General features: G+C 39.3%; 11 protein-coding genes. 1 reads left to right on the forward strand and 10 read right to left on the reverse strand.

Annotated features, from left to right (window positions below):
* Positions 1-2: 2 nt before the first annotated feature.
* Both PR767_RS11025 and PR767_RS11030 read right to left on the reverse strand, forming a co-directional pair.
* Complete coding sequence (locus tag PR767_RS11025; RefSeq protein ID WP_238563034.1) at positions 3-923, reverse strand: hypothetical protein; 921 nt, start codon at positions 921-923, stop codon at positions 3-5.
* On the reverse strand, positions 874-1,329 hold the full coding sequence (locus PR767_RS11030) for a hypothetical protein (protein ID WP_198641979.1): 456 nt from the start codon (positions 1,327-1,329) through the stop codon (positions 874-876). Before PR767_RS11030 ends, PR767_RS11025 begins: the two co-directional genes overlap by 50 nt.
* Positions 1,330-1,551: 222 nt before the next feature.
* Here PR767_RS11030 and PR767_RS11035 point away from each other — a divergent pair, with 222 nt between their 5' ends.
* Entirely contained in the window at positions 1,552-8,193 is a 6,642-nt protein-coding gene (locus PR767_RS11035; RefSeq protein WP_272520334.1) for an Ig-like domain-containing protein, read from the forward strand.
* Between the two features lie 74 nt (positions 8,194-8,267).
* On the opposite strand, the gene PR767_RS11040 is transcribed toward PR767_RS11035, so the two are convergent.
* The 8 genes from PR767_RS11040 to PR767_RS11075 form a co-directional block, all read right to left on the reverse strand.
* On the reverse strand, positions 8,268-9,086 hold the full coding sequence (locus tag PR767_RS11040; protein WP_442959804.1) for a helix-turn-helix domain-containing protein: 819 nt from the start codon (positions 9,084-9,086) through the stop codon (positions 8,268-8,270).
* 501 nt (positions 9,087-9,587) lie between these two features.
* Positions 9,588-10,814, reverse strand: a complete 1,227-nt coding sequence (locus tag PR767_RS11045; protein ID WP_272520336.1) for an SGNH/GDSL hydrolase family protein — start codon at positions 10,812-10,814, stop codon at positions 9,588-9,590.
* On the reverse strand, positions 10,786-11,955 hold the full coding sequence (locus PR767_RS11050) for an SGNH/GDSL hydrolase family protein (RefSeq protein ID WP_272520337.1): 1,170 nt from the start codon (positions 11,953-11,955) through the stop codon (positions 10,786-10,788). Before PR767_RS11050 ends, PR767_RS11045 begins: the two co-directional genes overlap by 29 nt.
* Positions 11,942-13,360 (reverse strand): MBOAT family O-acyltransferase, encoded by a 1,419-nt coding sequence (locus PR767_RS11055; RefSeq protein ID WP_272520338.1) that lies wholly within the window; start codon positions 13,358-13,360, stop codon positions 11,942-11,944. Before PR767_RS11055 ends, PR767_RS11050 begins: the two co-directional genes overlap by 14 nt.
* Before the next feature lie 511 nt (positions 13,361-13,871).
* The gene (locus tag PR767_RS11060) at positions 13,872-14,681 is read right to left on the reverse strand and encodes a protein bax (protein ID WP_109912620.1); all 810 of its coding nucleotides are present in this window, start codon (positions 14,679-14,681) and stop codon (positions 13,872-13,874) included.
* Positions 14,682-15,172: 491 nt separating this feature from the next.
* Positions 15,173-16,318 carry a DUF4056 domain-containing protein gene (locus PR767_RS11065; RefSeq protein ID WP_272520339.1) on the reverse strand — a complete coding sequence of 382 codons (1,146 nt, stop codon included), beginning with the start codon at positions 16,316-16,318 and terminating at the stop codon, positions 15,173-15,175.
* On the reverse strand, positions 16,318-17,463 hold the full coding sequence (locus PR767_RS11070; RefSeq protein ID WP_004915153.1) for a BamA/TamA family outer membrane protein: 1,146 nt from the start codon (positions 17,461-17,463) through the stop codon (positions 16,318-16,320). Before PR767_RS11070 ends, PR767_RS11065 begins: the two co-directional genes overlap by 1 nt.
* A complete protein-coding gene (locus tag PR767_RS11075; protein ID WP_272520340.1) occupies positions 17,463-18,482 on the reverse strand; it encodes a hypothetical protein in 1,020 nt (339 codons plus the stop codon). Before PR767_RS11075 ends, PR767_RS11070 begins: the two co-directional genes overlap by 1 nt.
* Between the last annotated feature and the right edge of the window lie 225 nt (positions 18,483-18,707).

Consider the following 18,707-nt stretch of genomic DNA (forward strand, 5'->3'; position numbering starts at 1 on the left):
ACTTAATCCATTGATAATAAGGTTAAAAGTTTCTTTCTGCTCTCAATGGTGTTTTCTTTTAGCCATTGCGTAGTTTGGTCGATTTTTAATATTTCTTCTGATATTTTCTCATTTTCATTTCTTTTGTTTATTTTTTCTTCTAATAAGTAAACCGCTAATTTTCTTTTCCAGTCGTCATCAGCGTCTTTTATTGACTGTAAAACGGCTAAGTGGTCTTGTACAGTGTTGGATAAAGTTAGGAGGTGTGACGAAATATCGGTCACAAGTTCATTACTTTCAGTCACAGAAATCATTTTTTGCGCTATAGTAATATTCACTTTCTGTAATTTGTTTAGGGTTTCTTGAATGTGATTAAGTTCTTCTGAGTAATTTACAGATGTCTGTTGTGCAGTTTTTTTATTTTCTTTTTGGTAAAAGAAATGAAAGAAATTCAAACTAACTAATAGCAAAACTGAAATAGAAACACCAAGAATGGACGTTAAGAATGCAAAAGACATTGAATTCAGTGCCATTGAGATAGATGAAATCATAGCATTCATTTTTTCTGAGATATCACCTTCTCCCCCAAGCGATGCTGAGATAGCAGTGATCATCCCTGTTAGGCCAATAAATGTTCCAATTAACCCTAATGATACCGTGACAGATGCAGATAATTTAGTTTGGTTTGAAAGCAATGTATAGTTGCTTTGTTTACTTTTATTAAAAAATCGATGAAATAAGAAGATAATTAAAGGGTAAATATAAATCCCAATCATCGTGTAGCTTATTTCAGGAGCAAGTAATAGACATTGCTGAACCATTTCACGTACTGATTGTAATAAAAAACAAGCGAGAAACGTTGCAGCATAAAAAAATAATCCAAGATAGTACATGTTATTTGTAATCCCAATAAATACATGAATTCCAACCTGGGCAATGTTCACTTGTTCCTTGTTTTAGAACAACCTCTTTATTTATTCCCAGATTTTTAATTAGTGATGCCATATAAAGAAGGTTATAGATGTTTTTTTCTTTACTGTGGCTGACTTTATCATTGATATAACCATTGATAATGATTTTTTTACTTTTGTTTTTAATTATTTCTTGTTTTATTAAAGGAATTTCACTTTTTGATAAATGAATGCCGCCTTTAAAATAAATTCGTTTATTTGGTATGTCTATTTTTGTTTTTTCAAAGTTTAGTTCTCCATAGTGAATATAAGTTTCTGCGGTTTTCATTCCGCTAAAAATAAATACCATAGAAACTAGAATAATTATGCATAATGTTCCACTTAGCCCATCAACCATTGGGGCGAGTTCTTCATCAGAGCTATCGTCATCGTTTTCCATATCTGATTCTTTCATTTTAGAAACAACGTTATTAATTCATGCTCATATTATAGTCGCTATTGCAATGAACTCACTTGAATTTGAGCTCAAAAAGAAAGGATGTCAGGCCAAATTATATTAGAAGGCGTTTTATTTTTAATTAAATGGATATAATTGTTTTTATTAACGCCAGCATGTGAGTATTCGCTGATGACCTCATTTATTAATATAATGATATAGAACATGAAAGATAAAACTATCACAGATAAATTAAAAAATATAGAAATCCAAAAGTTTAAAGTTCAAGGACTTGATTTAATTATCACTAAGCCAGATGGCTCTATTGAGAACATTAAAAATGGGTTGTCAGAAGTTATTTTAGGCAATATGACATTATCGACTGAGCAGGGGGCGATTCTTTCACAAGATGAAATTCTATCCTCAATAACCTTAAATGTGGGCGCCGATGCCGTTTATATCAAAGAGCAATTAACGAGTGATATCGTCGAATATGCAGATAATCAAGCCTCAAAAAATAAGAGTAAACAAATAGATGATGACGAGCAGCAAGATGATAAACAAAATTTCAGTAAAAAATTGGCAGAATTAAATCAAAAAAATCAACAATTAGAAAAGACACTTCAGACCTTGTCTTCAGAGAAAGATGAAAAAGAAGTGTTATTAAGCTCATCATTGACAAAGCTCGCTGAAGCGAAAAAACAGCTAAATCAAAAAAGCAAAGTAGAAAAAGTACCAGTAGAAGACAGCGACTTAACCTTCTCTCCACCATCTGCACCTGTCGCTATGCCAACAAGTTCCTCATCATCATCCACTCAGTCTGCCAATAAACCATCTGCAACGCCCCAAATAGCTAAACCGATGGCACAGGTTTTTATTCAGGGAAAATTAAGCGAAGAGTCCGACTCAGGTAAAAAGGGCGATAACATTACGAATATTAATACACCAACATTTATGGGTGTCGTTTCTCTCGATAGTCAGGCTTATCTAACGATTAATGATCATAAGTACCCTATAACCGCGGATAAAGACGGGAAATGGTCATTAAAAATCACAGAACCGTTAGAAGATAAAATATATGAATACTCATTAGTTGCTTCTTCCGGTGATGGCAAGCCTGTCACCGTGAGTGGTCAATTTGAAGTGGACACGCAGTTTGATGACCTCTCTGTTAACCTTGATGGGCATTCAAATATTGAAACGACAGGAGAAAGGCTGACGAATAAGCAAGTTCCTACTTTTGCAGGAAAAGCTGAAGTAGGGAGCTCTGTAACGCTAACGATTTCAGGGCAAACATTATCGACAATTGCTGATGATAAAGGGGTGTGGCGAATTACAGTCGAGAAGCCACTAGTTGATGGTGTATTAGCTTATCAAGTTACTGCAGTAGATACAGCGGGTAATCAAAAAACCATCACTGAGAGCGTTACCATCAAAACATCAAAACCCGATGCTAGTGTACTGCTTGATAACTCAGCGGTTTTCTTGACCAATAAAGTCAAGCCAACGCTTACGGGGAAAACAGACCCCAATTCTAATATTATCGTTAAGGTGGCTGGAAAAGAGTACCTCACCAAAGCCAATGAGCAAGGCGATTGGTCACTCACCATCACTGATAACCTAGCAGATGGCTCACATGTATTAAACGTTACGGTAACAGACAATGTAGGGAATCAGGGCATATTTATCCAGAGTCTATTGGTAGATACTACCCCACCCGCCGCACAAGCGGCACTGACCGAAAGCAGTGACTCGGGGCTCAAAGGCGATCATATCACCCAACAACAAGCGGTGACCTTGGCAGGGAGCACCAAACCACAATCGACGGTCGTGCTCCAATTTTCGGGGCAAGAGTACAGCACCATTGCAGACAAAAACGGGCAGTGGCAAATAACGTTGCCTGCGGTGGATAAAGACGGCAAGTATGATTATCAAGTGAGTGTGACCGATACCATTGGAAATGTTGGTACATCCAACGGGCATTTTACCGTAGATACGCAGGTGGATAGCCTATCGGTACAGCTAGATACGCAGTCGGATAGCGGTAATATTGGCGATAACATCACCAACGAGACCCGTCCGCACTTTTCAGGCAAAGCGGAAGCCGGGAGCCGTATCGTGTTGACGATTGACGGGCAGCTGTTAAATACGACGGCGGATAGCCATGGTGAATGGTCGGTAGTGGCGCAAAACATACTCGCTGACGGCGTTTATGATTATGAAGTGAAAGCCACGGACGTGGCGGGCAATAGCGCGGTGGTTACAGCGTCTGTGCAGATAAAAACCACCTTGCACCCGACGACGTTACAGCTTAATAACCAGTCGGATTTTATCACTAGTCAATTGACGCCAACGTTGTCTGGGCGGAGTGAGGCAAATGCCAAAATCAGCATCGCGATTGATGGAAAAACATATTCTACGCAAGCAGACAGTCAAGGGAATTGGTTGGTGTTGATCACCTCACCACTCACGTTAGGAAGTCATTCACTCAAGGTGCAGGTTACTGATATTGCGGGTAATAGTGAGAAAATCAGTGAAATACTGCATATCGATACCACCTCACCCGCCGCACAAGCGACACTGACCGAAAGCAGTGACTCGGGGCTCAAAGGCGACCATATCACCCAACAACAAGCGGTGACCTTGGCAGGGAGCACCAAACCGCAATCGACGGTTGTGCTCCAATTTTCGGGGCAAGAGTACAGCACCATTGCAGACAAAGACGGGCAGTGGCAAATAACGTTGCCTGCGGTGGATAAAGACGGCAAGTATGATTATCAAGTGAGTGTGACCGATACCATTGGAAATGTTGGCACATCCAGCGGTCAGTTCATTGTCGATAGCAATATTACACTGACCGCACACTTAGATCCTGCAAGCCAAGAAAATTCAAATGCTTCAGTGACTTATTTAAAAAGACCACAAATTAGTGGCGAAGCTGACCCCGAAAGTAAAATTACGGCTGAATTCAAAGGTCAAATTAAAACAGTTTATGCCGATAGCCAAGGAAAATGGTCTCTGATTTTTGATGTCGATGCGGATGTCGGTATGGATAATCACTACAAGCTCACTGCAGAGGATGCGGCGGGCAACCAAGATACAATCAGTCAGAGCTTCACGTATCAACCCCCATCAGTGGGGGGTGGGGAAGCCGAATTTCCGATTCTTGTCGCCGCATTAGACGCTGCGAGTGATAGTGGAAAGAAAGGTGATTATATCACCAATATTACAGCCCCTAAGTTTACAGGGTTCGCTACAGCGGGGGCTAAAGTGACACTGATCATCGGGAATGAACGCTTTTCTGTATTCGCTGATAACGTGACTGGAAACTGGGAAATTCAACTCAAAGAGCTTACAGAAGGAAATAACCAGTATCTTGTGACGGCGGAGCACCCGACAAATGGGCAAACAAAGGATATTTCTGGAAATATCTTCATTGATACGATATCCCCCGTATTAACCGTTGAACTCAGTACAGAAACAGACACCGGAACTAAAGGAAACTTTATTACGGCACATCGTAAGCCTGTATTTACTGGAAAAAGTGAACCGGGTAGTGAAATTGCGCTGGAATTAAATAATGAGTTAGTTTCAACAGTTGTTGATAACAATGGTTTCTGGAGTTTAGCTTTACCCAATGAATTACCGAAAGATTTTATTGGTGATTATAAAATTACTGTGATGGATGCGGCAGGTAATCAATACGAAAAAATAGATACACTGACGATAAATGCTAATCCACCAAAGATAACGAATGCGACTTTGGCTTCACCGTGGGCCCGAGGAAAATTTCATGGTGATAAATCGACCAATGACTTAGAGGCAACATTTACAGGAAAGGTAACCCCAGGTTCAAGTTTAAAATTTAAATTTAGATTGAGTAAGAAAGATGAGCATGTTTTTTCCATCACCAATATTGATAACGAGGGAAATTGGTCTTTTAGTTTGCCTCCCGGTTTTCTTAAAACGGATCGCCGTTACGATCTTGACCGACTGATACTCGTTGCAACTTCAGCCTCTGGAATAGTCACAGAGCAATCAATTGAAGAAAAAGGTATTCAAATCAAGGACAGTGTTTTAAATGTGACATTTCAAGTGGCCGCAGAGTCGAGCAGTACCGGAGAAATAAATAGCTCACTAAGTTCAAGCCGCTCGCCAAAGCTACAAGGAAAGATTTCTGGGGCGTCGGATCGTGATGAACTCAGTGGAGCGATACTGATAGGTGGTAAAACGTATTCAGTTAATTTGACCAATGGCCGAAAAAACTGGGATTTCAAGGTTCCAGCTGATATTCAGCTCCCGCTAGGAGAGGTTCCTTATACTCTCACATTTAAAGATGTTTATGGCTCAGTAAGGAAATTTTCTTCTTCTGTATTGATCAGTGATTTTAAGTTTTACCTTGACCCTGATACGGATTCCGGCCAAATCGGTAACCACTATACCAATCATAAAAAACCCGTTTATAAAGGTAAAATAACAGCCGGTGGCACAATCTCAGCCAAAGTAAATGGTGATAGTTATCCTATTCAAGCAAATGAGAAGGGAGAGTGGTGTTTTGAAGTGCCTATTAAAGGGGATGGCGCCTATCATATTATCTTTATCCAAGATGATGGTACCGTTTCAGTTGGACAAACAACACTCAATATTCTTACTGAGGAACCAATATTTAGTGATTTTCAGATTAGTGGCACACAGGTTCACTCGGGGACGCTAGTTGCTAATGTAATTAACCCTGAATTAGTTTTCACTTATCATGGAAATATGGATTATTACCTGATAAATGTGAATGGGAAAACGACTCGGCATAGTAAGCTACAAACTAAATATAATGGTTCTAAAACGGTGTTTGCTAATGAGCTAGTGTTACCTGACGGTGAGCATGTGGCAAAAATAACCGCATTTGATATCGCGGGTAATAAAACTGAGCATGAAGTGATTATTAAAGTGCTCAATGACGAGCTCGGAAAGACCGCACCAAGTATCGAATTTGGTGTGAATGATAAACAGTTAATTTCTGAAAAAGACGGCAAATTACTTTTCAATCAAAATGATTTAACACTCACGGGTACGACAAGTGCCGCAAGTCTGGTGAGCATCAAGGATGCAACTGGAAAAATACTGGGTACTATAAAGGCAAATAACCAAGGAAGTTGGCAAATAAAATTACCAAACGATATTGTTCCTGTCGGTATTAAGAATGGAGAAAGTATTGAATTATCGGTTAGCGCAAAGGATTTAGTTAACCGTGAAACGCAGTTTGAGTTTGATTTAGTCTATGACATTTCCCCTCCTGAATTAACCGCAGTCTTAGACGATCCACTAACAAGTGATGGTGTTATTCATGTTAACCAACCCGCATTTAGTGGAACAACTAAAGCTAACGCGCAAGTTCGCTTGAAGATCAATGGAAATATTTATCATACGACCGCGGATCACGATGGTAACTGGCAAATTAAGCTATCGGATAAGGAAGCACTTGCTGAGGGGGCTTACTCTTATGAAATCGAAGCACATGACATTCTTGGCCAAATTAGCATGCAACCCATCTCGGGCGATTTTACGGTAAAAACTATCGCTTTGGCGACGGGAGAGTTAACACCAGACTCAGATTCAGGGATTCAGGGTGATAACTACACAAATATCAATAAGCCTATATTCACTGGAATAACTGAACCGAATGCGATAATTCGATTAGTTTTTGATAATAAAGTGGCCTCAGCTTTTGAAACCATTGCTAATGAAAAAGGGGAGTGGTCAATTCACGTTAATACTGAATTAAGTGAAGGTATTCATGATTATGTGATTTTTGCGATTGATGATATTCAAAGTCTTAAAGGCCAAGTTTCAGGGCAATTGGTTATTGATACATTAGCCCCCGATTTACTTATTGGTGGGGTTTTTGACCCCACAGATTCTACAACTAAACAAGATATTGTAATGAATACTCCAACACCTACGTTTGCAGGGATTGCAGAACCAGGAACCTATCTACAATTAACGGTTGGCCAACAGGTTTATAAAGATATTAAGGTGAACGAATGGGGGGAGTGGGCGTTTACTTTACCTAATTCACTTACAGATGACGAATATAATTATCAAATTGAGATAATAGATATTGCGGGTAACTTAGGAACGCAACCTTTAATAGGAAAAGTAACAATAGATACAATGCCACCTGATATTGCGGAGTTTGGTTTAGATGTTAGTACGAATTCCGGCACATTAAATGATGCTGTAACAAATCATAGTCGACCCAAATTCAATGGACTGACAGAGCCGAACGCATTGGTTGAGTTTACAATCAACAAAAAAACTTACCAAGAGAGTACCAGTGAAAAGGGAGAATGGACTGTCTCTATGACTGAAGCATTGAGTGATGGTACTCATAATTATCGTATTGAGGTAAAAGATAAAGCAGGAAATAGTACGGTAAAAACAGGGCAAGTTATCATTGATTCAAAGGCGCCTGAACTTACTGGGCAGCTAGATGAATCAACGAATACAGGTGATAAACAGGATGAAATTACCAATATTAAAACGCCAAAATTCAGTGGGGTAACAGAGGCTAATACCACCGTATTTTTAACTATTGATAACCAGACCTATAAGCAAACAACAAATGGACAGGGCCAATGGGAAATTACCGTGGCAAACCCGCTGCATGATGGGGCTCTCCCTTATGAAATTAATGTCTATGACCAAGCGGGGAATCAGGCGCAGCTTAAAGGGAGTATTGTGATTGATTCAAGTTTACCAGACGCAACCGTCACCCCTGCTCCCGTAGATAACACAGGGGGTAACCATGTTGATATCCCCTCAATAGATACCACAATGTTACCGATAGATATTGATAATCACTATTTTTAGCTAAACGAGAGCCTTACCATGAAAATGGTGAGGCTCAAGTATTTATAGATGATGATTAAAAGAGATAAAGGGTATTAGAGTAAGGGGTAGGTGAGATTTGGCTGGGAATGAAAACTTTTAAATGCCAGTAGAAAATAAGGCACATCATCATAGCCGACTTCTTGGGCAATACGTGTCATAGGCATATTTTCTGTTCTCGATAATATCATCGCTTTATTCATTCGCGACATTAAGCTAATTTTAGAAAAACTGGTGTATTCACTGGCCAGTCGTCGTTTAAGCGTTGAAGAACTCATATGAAGTTTTTTCGCGATAGTATCTAAAGTATGGCATTGCTTACCCGCACTATGAAAAATTAAGTCATATACTTTATCTTTTATCGAAATATTTATTGATGCATATAATGTAGGGGTAAATTCATTCACCAGTAAAAAAAATGACAGAATAAAATTTAAATGAATATGAATAATATTATGGTTGGTAGGTGAGTTAACTTCTTTAATGGCAGAGTTAAATACATTTTCAATAATTGGGTTTTCTTGTAAGTTAGTACAACAGATTTGACTAACTGATGAAGTTTTTTTCTTATTAATAAATAATGCAGATTGTTGTTGATAAAAGGATTTTAACATATCTGTGGTCATTGGAAGTACATCTACAGCTAGCAGATTTTGACTATCACGATTAATTATCTCAATTGATACTCCTTTAGGAAGAAAACAAATATCTGAGGCTGTCAGTTTTTGCCATGGGCCTTCTTCTATTCGCATGTCAATTTCACCCGAGCTCAGTTTAAAGAGTAGGGAGTGAGTTAGATAAAAGCTATTTTTTATTTTATTTGATAGGGTTTCAATATAGGTATGAAACGATTTTACACAGAAATTAGTCGACATTTTTGAACCTAAATAAATATTACCTACGATTACTACCGTAAAATTATTCTGGTTGTGTCAAAGAATTGTTCACGGTTTCCATTTTTTAACAACAAACCCTGAGCTTGCATAAGATGAAAAGCGGTTTGTCATTACCTCCTTGCTTTATAAACCTCAGCGTATGCGATGTGGTTTACTAGAAGGGACGCAGGGATACTAATTTTATGCAGTGTATATTGATTTAATTAATGGTCACGATTTTTTATGTTTTTTAGAAGGAAAAATAAATTCGAAATTAGTCAGTAGTATTCCGAGAGTGACGTTTTTAATTTGTTGTTTTTATTTGAAATAATTATTTTAGCTTTAAAATTGGAATTGGATTTTTAGAGTGACAAAAAGATAAGTAAGAAAAAAGCTAAAGTGAAATAGCCACTATTAGGCGATAAATATTAAAAATAGTAGTAAATAAAAAGGCAGGGTACGTTGAAAATACCTCTGCCTTATCGTGCATTGAGTCAGTAATTAATTCAATATTTGGCTTAACTGACTATATAAACCTTGAGCACTCTTTTTGTACCCTTCAACAGAAAGGTGAACATTATCTGGGCGGGCTAAATCTTGCGCTGCCCATGTGCGAATTGAACAAGGGCCACCCATAAAGGCTTGCCAGTCCCAAAATAACGTATTTTCCTGAGCAGCAACCGTCTTTTGAATTTGAATCACACTCGTTAAATTTACTGGCATTTGTGCTTGGCAACTAGCTGCATTATTAAATTTAAGTGAATCATTCGGGCCGATAAGTAAAATAACGCTGTTGGGCATTTGTTGGCGAATTAAGCGGATTTTGGCACGTAAATTTTGCTCATAAGCGGCTAAATCTAACGTATCATTAAACGCTTCATTGGTTCCATAAGCTAGAATCACCATATCAGGCGACATTTGCGCTAAAGTTTCGCTCCACTGTGGCTGCCATTTATCAGCCATACTCAATGTTGCACCATTGAGCCCAAGCGCTGAAAGCATCACCCCTGGTTTTTGCGAACGCACTAACCACCCTCCAATTTTTAACCCATTACCTTTATTAACAGTAACCTGAGCAGGGAGTTGGGTATTTACAGGGGATGAAAATACCCACTGGTTTCCCGTGGCTGGTAATGCAACGCTGGGGGAAACAGCTGGAGCGACACGCATTTGTGAATCTCCTGCGCTTTGATAGAGAGTTTGTAGCTGGTGAGCCCCTAGCGCCGGCTGTAAAGGCTTAAGCACCACTTTGCTGTTGGCAGCTTGTGGTTCGGCAATTAGCCCACCAAGTGGGTAGTCAAAGCGCTCATCTTTACGGCTTGAAGCCAGAGACCACTCTTTCTTTTCACTCATACGGTTAATGGTTGCTGTACGTTGTCCCGGTACTGAAATAGGTGGAATGAAGCCTGGGCCCGCATCCCCATAGCGTTGCTGGAACAAGGTTCTCAAATTGCCACTGAAAAAGTCAGCAGCGGTGTGTGAATCACCAATTTGGACGATGTGCACTTGTTGGCTGCCTTGGCGTAGCTTTTTCGCCAGCAGTGGCAAATTAGGCTCTGCGTTATTGATCAACTGCCCTTGTGCAACCGCAGACTGGCCTTTGGGTAGGCTAGTCGTACGTGTTTTGTCTGATGTGTTCTGGCAAGACAATAAGCCCAGCGATAAAAGCGCAATCACGCTACCCGCCAATATTTTGGACTTAGCTTGACACAGTTTGTTCAGTTTCATGAGGTTCCTTTTCTTCCTCTTCTTCGAAATGAATGAGTGAGAATACTTTTTCAGCAATCAATTGTTGGCCTTTTCCGCTGAAATGGATCCCGTCACCACTTCGTAATTTAATTGTACTGCTTGCATCACCGATATAGTCAGAATAGGTATCGCCTTTATATTTAAAGACATCATTAACAGAAAAGTAAATTTCGCCGTTATCCTCAACTTCAGATTGGTAGAGGCTACTCAAGAATTTCATACCATCGGAGAGCGTATTTTTACGCATATTAGGGGGCCCAACCCAAATAACATCAACATTGTGCTGGCGAGCGGTCGATATTATATCACTAATCCGTTCGCGGTACACTTTTTCCCAATCTTCACTTTTAAATTTGATGTATTTATAACCTGTTTGTGGTGGCATATCCCAAGGGTCATTAGGTCCTAAAAAAACGACGAGAACCTTAATGTTCGGGTTATCATTCAATGCTTTGGCAATGGTTTGTGGCCAATTGAAAAAGCGTGGATATGCTAATCCTGTACTTTGTTTGCTTAGATTAATGCTATCAATATTATATTTTTTCAAGAGCATGTTTTTAACATGTGGAGCAACACCTTGCATCATGGAGTCCCCCGCAAACAGGACTTGTTGGCCTTTTTCAATATTGGCTACATGTTTTGGCACGATTGGCTGATCTTTTTTGATAGTAAAACCACCAAAGTTAATTTTGGGATTTTTCTCCCTAGCTTGTGGTCGTTTCAGGCGTTCAGGGAAGGTAATCGATAAGCTTTCAGCTGGGTAAACATAGCCATTCACAAAATGAAGACCAACTTGAAACTCGGTGGGAAAACTGAGTTTTTTGTCTTTATTGGCCAATGCGATTTCTGCCGCTTGCTTGTCTTCTTGCGCTTTTTGCCCTGATGCGTAGTAAGTAAATAGGCTTCCCGCTTCAAGTGCACCATCATGTAAATAAGCTCCATAATCCCAGATAGGATTCCCCGCCATTTTTGCCCATGGGGTATCTTGGTGATATTTCTGCTGCCAAAATCGTTCTAGTGAGCTTTGATTCAACCAAATTAATAATAGGCCGGCAACGAGGACAATAAATAAAATCTGCCCAACCTTGATGAGGGTATTTTTAAACTCAGAAGTTAGCATAAATAAACCCCGGCATACCTGAAGGAGAAAGCATAAACATAATGGTTAGAATAATCGCGAGCGGAATAGGATAATAATACCAAGGAATAGTTTGGTATTTTTTCGCTACATAATGGTAGGCTTGTACAAAATAAGGGTAGGTAATCAGTAGTAGCCAAAATGCGACTAATAACCCCAAGCTTGCATTAATAGAAGCGATAAAACCAGGTGCAGTGATTTGATTTACTATTAGCAGTGCATCATCAAATGAGGCACTACGGAAGAAAATCCACGCAAAGCAGACAAAATGGAAAGTAATAATGCGTGATACCCAAACTGATAATGTTTTATTAGGGATCACTTGAGTCCATCCTAATTTTTCCATGCATAAACTCTTAAGATTGAGCAATACAATCCCTAATCCATGAATGGCTCCCCATACCACAAATGTCATTGCAGCACCGTGCCATAACCCTGAAATGACCATAGCAAGGAATACATTAGTGTTCATACGACTAAAACCTTTGCGGTTACCGCCAAGGGGAATATAAATGTAGTCGCGAATAAAGGTTGATAAGCTGATATGCCAGCGAGCCCAAAACTCTTTTAAATTTGCAGCTAAATAAGGCGCATTAAAGTTAACAGGAACTCTAAACCCTAATAATAACGCGATGCCTGTCACCAGATTGGTATAACCAGAGAAGTTAAAGTAAATATTCCAAGCATACGCATAGGTTGCTATTAGAATCTCTCCCGCACTGTAACCCACAGGGGCATCAAAGACAGGGTTTACAAAATTTTCAGATAAGTAAGAGCTAAATAAAAACAATTTCACCAGTGCTAATGAGATAAGCAATATGGCTTTTCGAGGATCTAAAACCTCACGGCTTTCAGCTTGTATTTGAGGAAGAAAGTTCTTCGCACGATTGATTGGCCCCGCAACGATGCTGGGAAAAAATGCAAGGTATAGTGTCACGTCAAAGAAATCGGCTTTGGGAATTTCTTTGCGACAAACCGATACCGTATAGCTTACCGAGTGGAATACATAAAAGGAGAGGCCAAGAGGTGCGAGTATTTCCAATATAGGAAGACCAACACTAAAACCAAATTTGTCGAGTGTTTGTTGGATAGTCTCTTGAAAGAATGAGTAATATTTAAAGGTGGTAAAGAAACCAATAATGACGGCGGTAAGAATACCGTATATCCATCGACTAGAGAGCCAATTAGTTGCGACATTGGTAAGCAAATAAATGATCAGTGTGTAGCTAAATAAAATATAAGCAAAGTCAGGGCTAAATGAATAAACAAAAAAATAGCTAGCAGTGATTAATAAGCCATTCTGTAGTTTTGCACTGGGCTGACAACCCCAATAAATAAGAAAAAAAATTAAGAAAGAGCCAAGAAACTCAAAAGAGAAGAAATTCATATTAGACTCAAAGATGTTAATTATTTTGTTAGAAGGTGAGGGTATATGATATTTGATCTCTTTTTCTATGCAATCAGAATATTGCTCGTCATATTTCGAGCGGTGACTTTGTTGGCTACGTTCAGCTACCCTAGTCACATACCTATGTATGCTCCTAGGGATATCCTCTCTTGCCGCCTCGCCACCACTCGAACTATTTAGAGCAATAGAGTTAATCTAAAATAACGAATAAAAACCATCAAAAAAACAAGTAATGCATTTAATTGGCTGTAGGGAGCCTCTCTTGCCGCCTCGCCACCATTCGAACTATTTAGAGCAATAGAGTTAATCTAAAATAACGAATAAAAACCATCAAAAAACAAGTAATGCATTTGATTGGTAGTAGGGTGCCTCTCTTGTCACCTCGCCACCATTCGAACTATTTAGAGCAATAGAGTCAATCTAAAAAACAATAAAAAAATCCACTTAACGAAGTGGATTTTTTTTATGTCTTGTACCTGGTGATACAAAATTAAATGCGAGTGGCTGCTCTTTGTTGAGCTTGTGTAATCAATTCTTCATTACTCGCGTACATCTCTTGTAAATAGCGGTTATAGGTTGAACCTAACTCTGAGTACCCTTTCATATCATTGATTAGCTTTTTAGTATCTAGCTCATCTTTTGATAGGCGTTGCTTTGCTCGTGAAGTACGCAGTGACTCATAAGCATTATGGGTATTCATGTTCTTCATATAAGCAGTCACAGTATCTTCTACAGAAGTATAGGAAGAATAGCCTTTGACTTTACCTTTCTTAGTTTGGCAGCCGCTACCGCAGCGCATACCAAATAAATTACCGTTTTGCAGAGCAAGTTGTGAAGTACCCCAGCCAGACTCTGTTGCTGCTTGTGTTGCAACTAAGTGCGTTGGCATGATGTCGACACGACTCAATAGTTTGTCCCAATTTAAACGTTTTGGGTTACTACACTTCATACCATAACTATTACAGATTTGCTCAAGACGGCGCAATTCTTGGGCGCTCCATTTCTTGTTAGCTCGTACTGATAACAACCAAGTACGTTCAGCCATGATCTGCTTATTCACTTTTTCTATAACAGGGACAACCGTTTTCAAAAATGCTTTCTTTCGAGGTGTACCAGAAGGGTATTTACGTAAATCAGGGAGTGAGGTTTTAGCCTGACTTACATTCTGTTGCACAGTTTTATTAGTATACTCTTTATTGAGCATTGTGCTGGTACTGGTGGAGCCCATACTCAGGCTCGAAAATAAAAGTAAAAATAAGAAAGCGAAGACGGCGTTTGTCCTCATCGTTCGAGAGGGCATTTGCTTCTCCTAAGTATCTCTGAACAAAATTCGAGCGAATATTAGCAGATTAATTTTTTACGAGCTACATTTATCCGGATGACATTAGGGAAATTTCTGTATTATTTTGTAGACTTTTTTATATTATTATGAATTTACTGATTTTAATTGGCATAAAGTTTCTGTTGGTATATTTTCATATGAAGAATAATAAATTAAACTGTTCATTTATGTGGTGATTGAGCTTCACTTAAGTCAAATTTGAGTAAAAAGAATACAGTTCATGTAGTTATTATAGGGTTATTTTGTCTGAAAAATAATCAGTTGATAGGCTGTTTTTTAACCAAAATGAGATCTCCATCATTTTATTAAAGCCTATCGAGGTGACAAAAGTGAAATAAAATTATTATCTGTAAATGAGTAAAAAGTGATATTTAGCTTAAATTTTAAGTACGGTAATGTCAGGGCAAAGATTTATTGGGTGATTAATATGGATATCATAAATAGGTCTTTTAAGGTTTTAAAATTTGTTGCAGTAAATCTTGTTGTTTCGCATCGTCCGCTAGCTGTTGAAAATCTGACACCGTCCAATAAGAAGTTGGTTTGGGGAGCAGTTTCATATCATCAGTAGGGAGCAAACGCAGTTGTGCGAGCAATGACAAATCATATTTGAGGTAGCGATCAGGCAACGTTAAAAATAAGCCTTCAGACGGCATAATTTGTGGAGGCATCAGAGGGTAACGTTGGTCACTTGTTTGGTAATCTCTTGTTAAAACAAGAAATTTCTCCGGAACTCTACGGTAACTGTTCCACCATAAACCATCAACGCTATCAAATATTTTTCGCGTGGTTTTTCTATCTTTGCTACCGAGCTGGTGAAGTGCCAGTGGAAGAATATTTTCCATTGATTGAGAATAAGTGGCTAAAGAGTCTGCTCGGCCTTGTAGTATCAAAGTTAAGGCAAGACGGGAACCAAGTAAATTTGAGTACAGGTCTTCAGGGGAAAATGCGGAAATCCCTTCGGAAAATCCTGGTACAGATTGATAACCATACCACTGCGCAATTTCATGCCATACGGCGAGCTGGAACGCCAATTTTGCGGCTAAGTAGGCGCTTAGGGTATAACGTTGTTTGGCAGATTGCGGTGGTTCAAATGCACTGAAATGAATTTGTCTATCCGCTAACTCTTCACTAAGTGATAGCGACCATTGTTGACCAAGGCGTGGGTAGATTTGGCTAAACAAGTAAAAAGTATAATCTGCAGTATCCCTGACATGGGAAATATCAATAAACCCGCTTTTATCCGTATAGAGTAAGCCTATTTTTTCATTACTGAGCCCCATTAATGCAGCAGAGGCGCCTAAAAAGCTGTCATTATAATGATGTTCACCGAGGCTATCTGCTTCAACGATATTATCGATAGTGTAAAACGGGACAGGTAATCCCCACAGTTCAGCTTGCAAGTTGTAGCCAAAAGCGCAGCAAGCGCGCAAACCTTGTGGTGGAGCTAAGGAAGCAACTACCGGCCAAGTTTGTGAGGCCTCTTCAAAAGTATAGGGGGTAATTACAGGCTCAATAGCAGGCAATTCCAGTTTGTCATGACTTTGGCAGGCGGCTAATAAAAGCGCAATCCCCATTGCCAGAACCCATTTGAACATTAAAATGCCTCCCCAACCTGAAAATACACTCCTGTACTGTTGCGGCCGACACCTAAATCCAAGCGAACATTCATTCTTGGTTTAAATTCAAAACGGTAGCCAACACCTACGGTGGGCAACCAATGCCCTTGACCTAAGTCGGACGCACTATCGCTCATGGTTCCTGTGCCTAACCAACCAACAACGCCATGGCGCCAATCGAGTTTATGGCGAAGTTCAATTTGGCTGGTGAATATATTGTTATCACGATAACGGCCTTCGTAATACCCGCGCATGCGGTTGCCATTACCGAGTAATGATAGCTGGTTCCACGGTACATTTCCGCTTGAAAACCTTGCATAATTGTCGAATGCAATAACAGTCTCTTCGGCTAAGGTATGGTAATAGGCATATTGTAATTGGGTGGTTTGGAAGCGTGTATCGCTACCAAGGCTAGGTGTAAAATAAGTATAAACAGCCTCAAAAGTTTGCCCATGATAGGCATTGGGTAGAAAATCTCGTGTGTCATAGCTGTAATATGCACTGATGCCTGAATTTAACACCGAACGGCCCCCAATTGACTTGGAGAAATACTGTTTCGCACCATCATCAGGATCGCTGGCATTGATTGATGAGAAGTTCCAACCGAGCCCAACATAAGTAGAATCAGTCAGTTGGTATAAGGCTCTTGGAGTTATTTGGAACTCTTGAGAATGGTACTTTTCTTTATTGTGATCATTTTTCCCTGCAGAATATCCCTTACCCCAATAATAAGTGGGAATATTGTTAATGGTGCCGGAAACAAATAACCGCCACTGGTCGTTATCAATAAAATTATAATTGGTAAAATTTAAGCCAAATGCGCCGGTCGACGACGCAAAACCGCTTAAGCCAATAGAAGATGGCTGGGTTTGTTTATCTTCTTTATCTATTCGATATAAACCAACCAGTGCGGTGCCAATACCAATGCCCATTTCGGGGGTATAAAATGGTCCTGGCAATATGCCCCAATCAACAGTTTTACTTTCATCAAAGCTATTTTCCCCACCGAGATCGTTTAGCCAGCCATCGATTTGCTGGCGGTCAGGAAGAAAATCAGCTTTAGCAGGAAAAATAATAAAAAGGCTGAGCAAGACCAGCCTTTGAATAATTGCCGAATGCCACATTAAAAACGGAATTCCCCAGAAATATAAAAACTATTCCGGTTATTAAAACCGATTTCGGTTAACACATTAAAGTTTCGAGTGAGTTCAACCCGAGCACCGACAGTATTATTCCATTTATGGGCAAGATGCTGTTTAACATCGAATTTTGCATCGTCTGGTGCTAATGCCATTAACCCACTCAATTCAGGCGGTAAATCTAGTTTACTAATATCACCTTTGAATCGTTGGGTAATATCTTGATACATGGCACCAGTCCAAATTTGTAGTTTTGTATTACCTTGACCAGGGATCAAAGGTTCAAAGATAAATTCATAACCAACTCGAGGAGTTACAACAAAAGCAGTAATGTCACCGTCTAAGATATCAAGGCTTGTTCTGGTATAGTTAAAATCTAATGTACTAAAGAATTGGTTATACCCACCAGCGAAGGTAACACCTCCACCATACGTTTTCCCTTTATAATCTAATTCAAAAGGCAGATTTTTACCGATATCAATTATATTCTCTTTGCCAAAAATTTTGACTCGAGCTTTTACGCTATCAATATTTGTGGTTGATGTACCTTTGGTTTTTCCATAAACGCCATATACGTTCATAAATGGAAAGACCCAAGTATCGAGTTTTAGCATATGTGATTCATTCTTACTGCGTGTATGTCCTGTTTTAATCATTAAATCATCATTTAAATCGAATTTAACAAAAGGAATATTTACGCCCTTTTCTGATTTAAAGGCTATTTTATCAACTTTTATATCTTGACGTAGGTTCATATATCCATAGCCGATCCCAAAAGGTTCCGATAAATCATACCCTCGAGCGCGGGCCTCATCGCCCCAAATCGGCAGTACTCGTGACTCTGTGGTAGAAGAACGAGTAATGCCGCCTTCGCTATTATTTTGTGGTACTCCAGACTCACTCACGGAGACCGAAAATAACGGACGATCACTATCGGCAAAGCTCACAGACATGCTCATAATAGAAGAAAGGATCAGTGCAGTACTGAATTGAATGCGTTTCATAAAATAGGCTCAATATTTGGACAATAAAGAAGTGTAATAGATAAATTGTTATTAGTCGTACAGTGATGATTAGAATTCTATCATTAGAAATTCATTTTTAGATGGCGCTTAATGCTTTTTTGTTGATAAGTTGAACTAAAGAAATGCGCGTTTATTATTCATTTAAAATGGTTATATGAAAGGGATAGGGCAGGTGCCGATATAATAAACAATACCGGCACGGAG

It is taken from the genome of Providencia sp. PROV223, from assembly GCF_028479245.1.
Lineage (GTDB): Bacteria > Pseudomonadota > Gammaproteobacteria > Enterobacterales > Enterobacteriaceae > Providencia > Providencia rettgeri.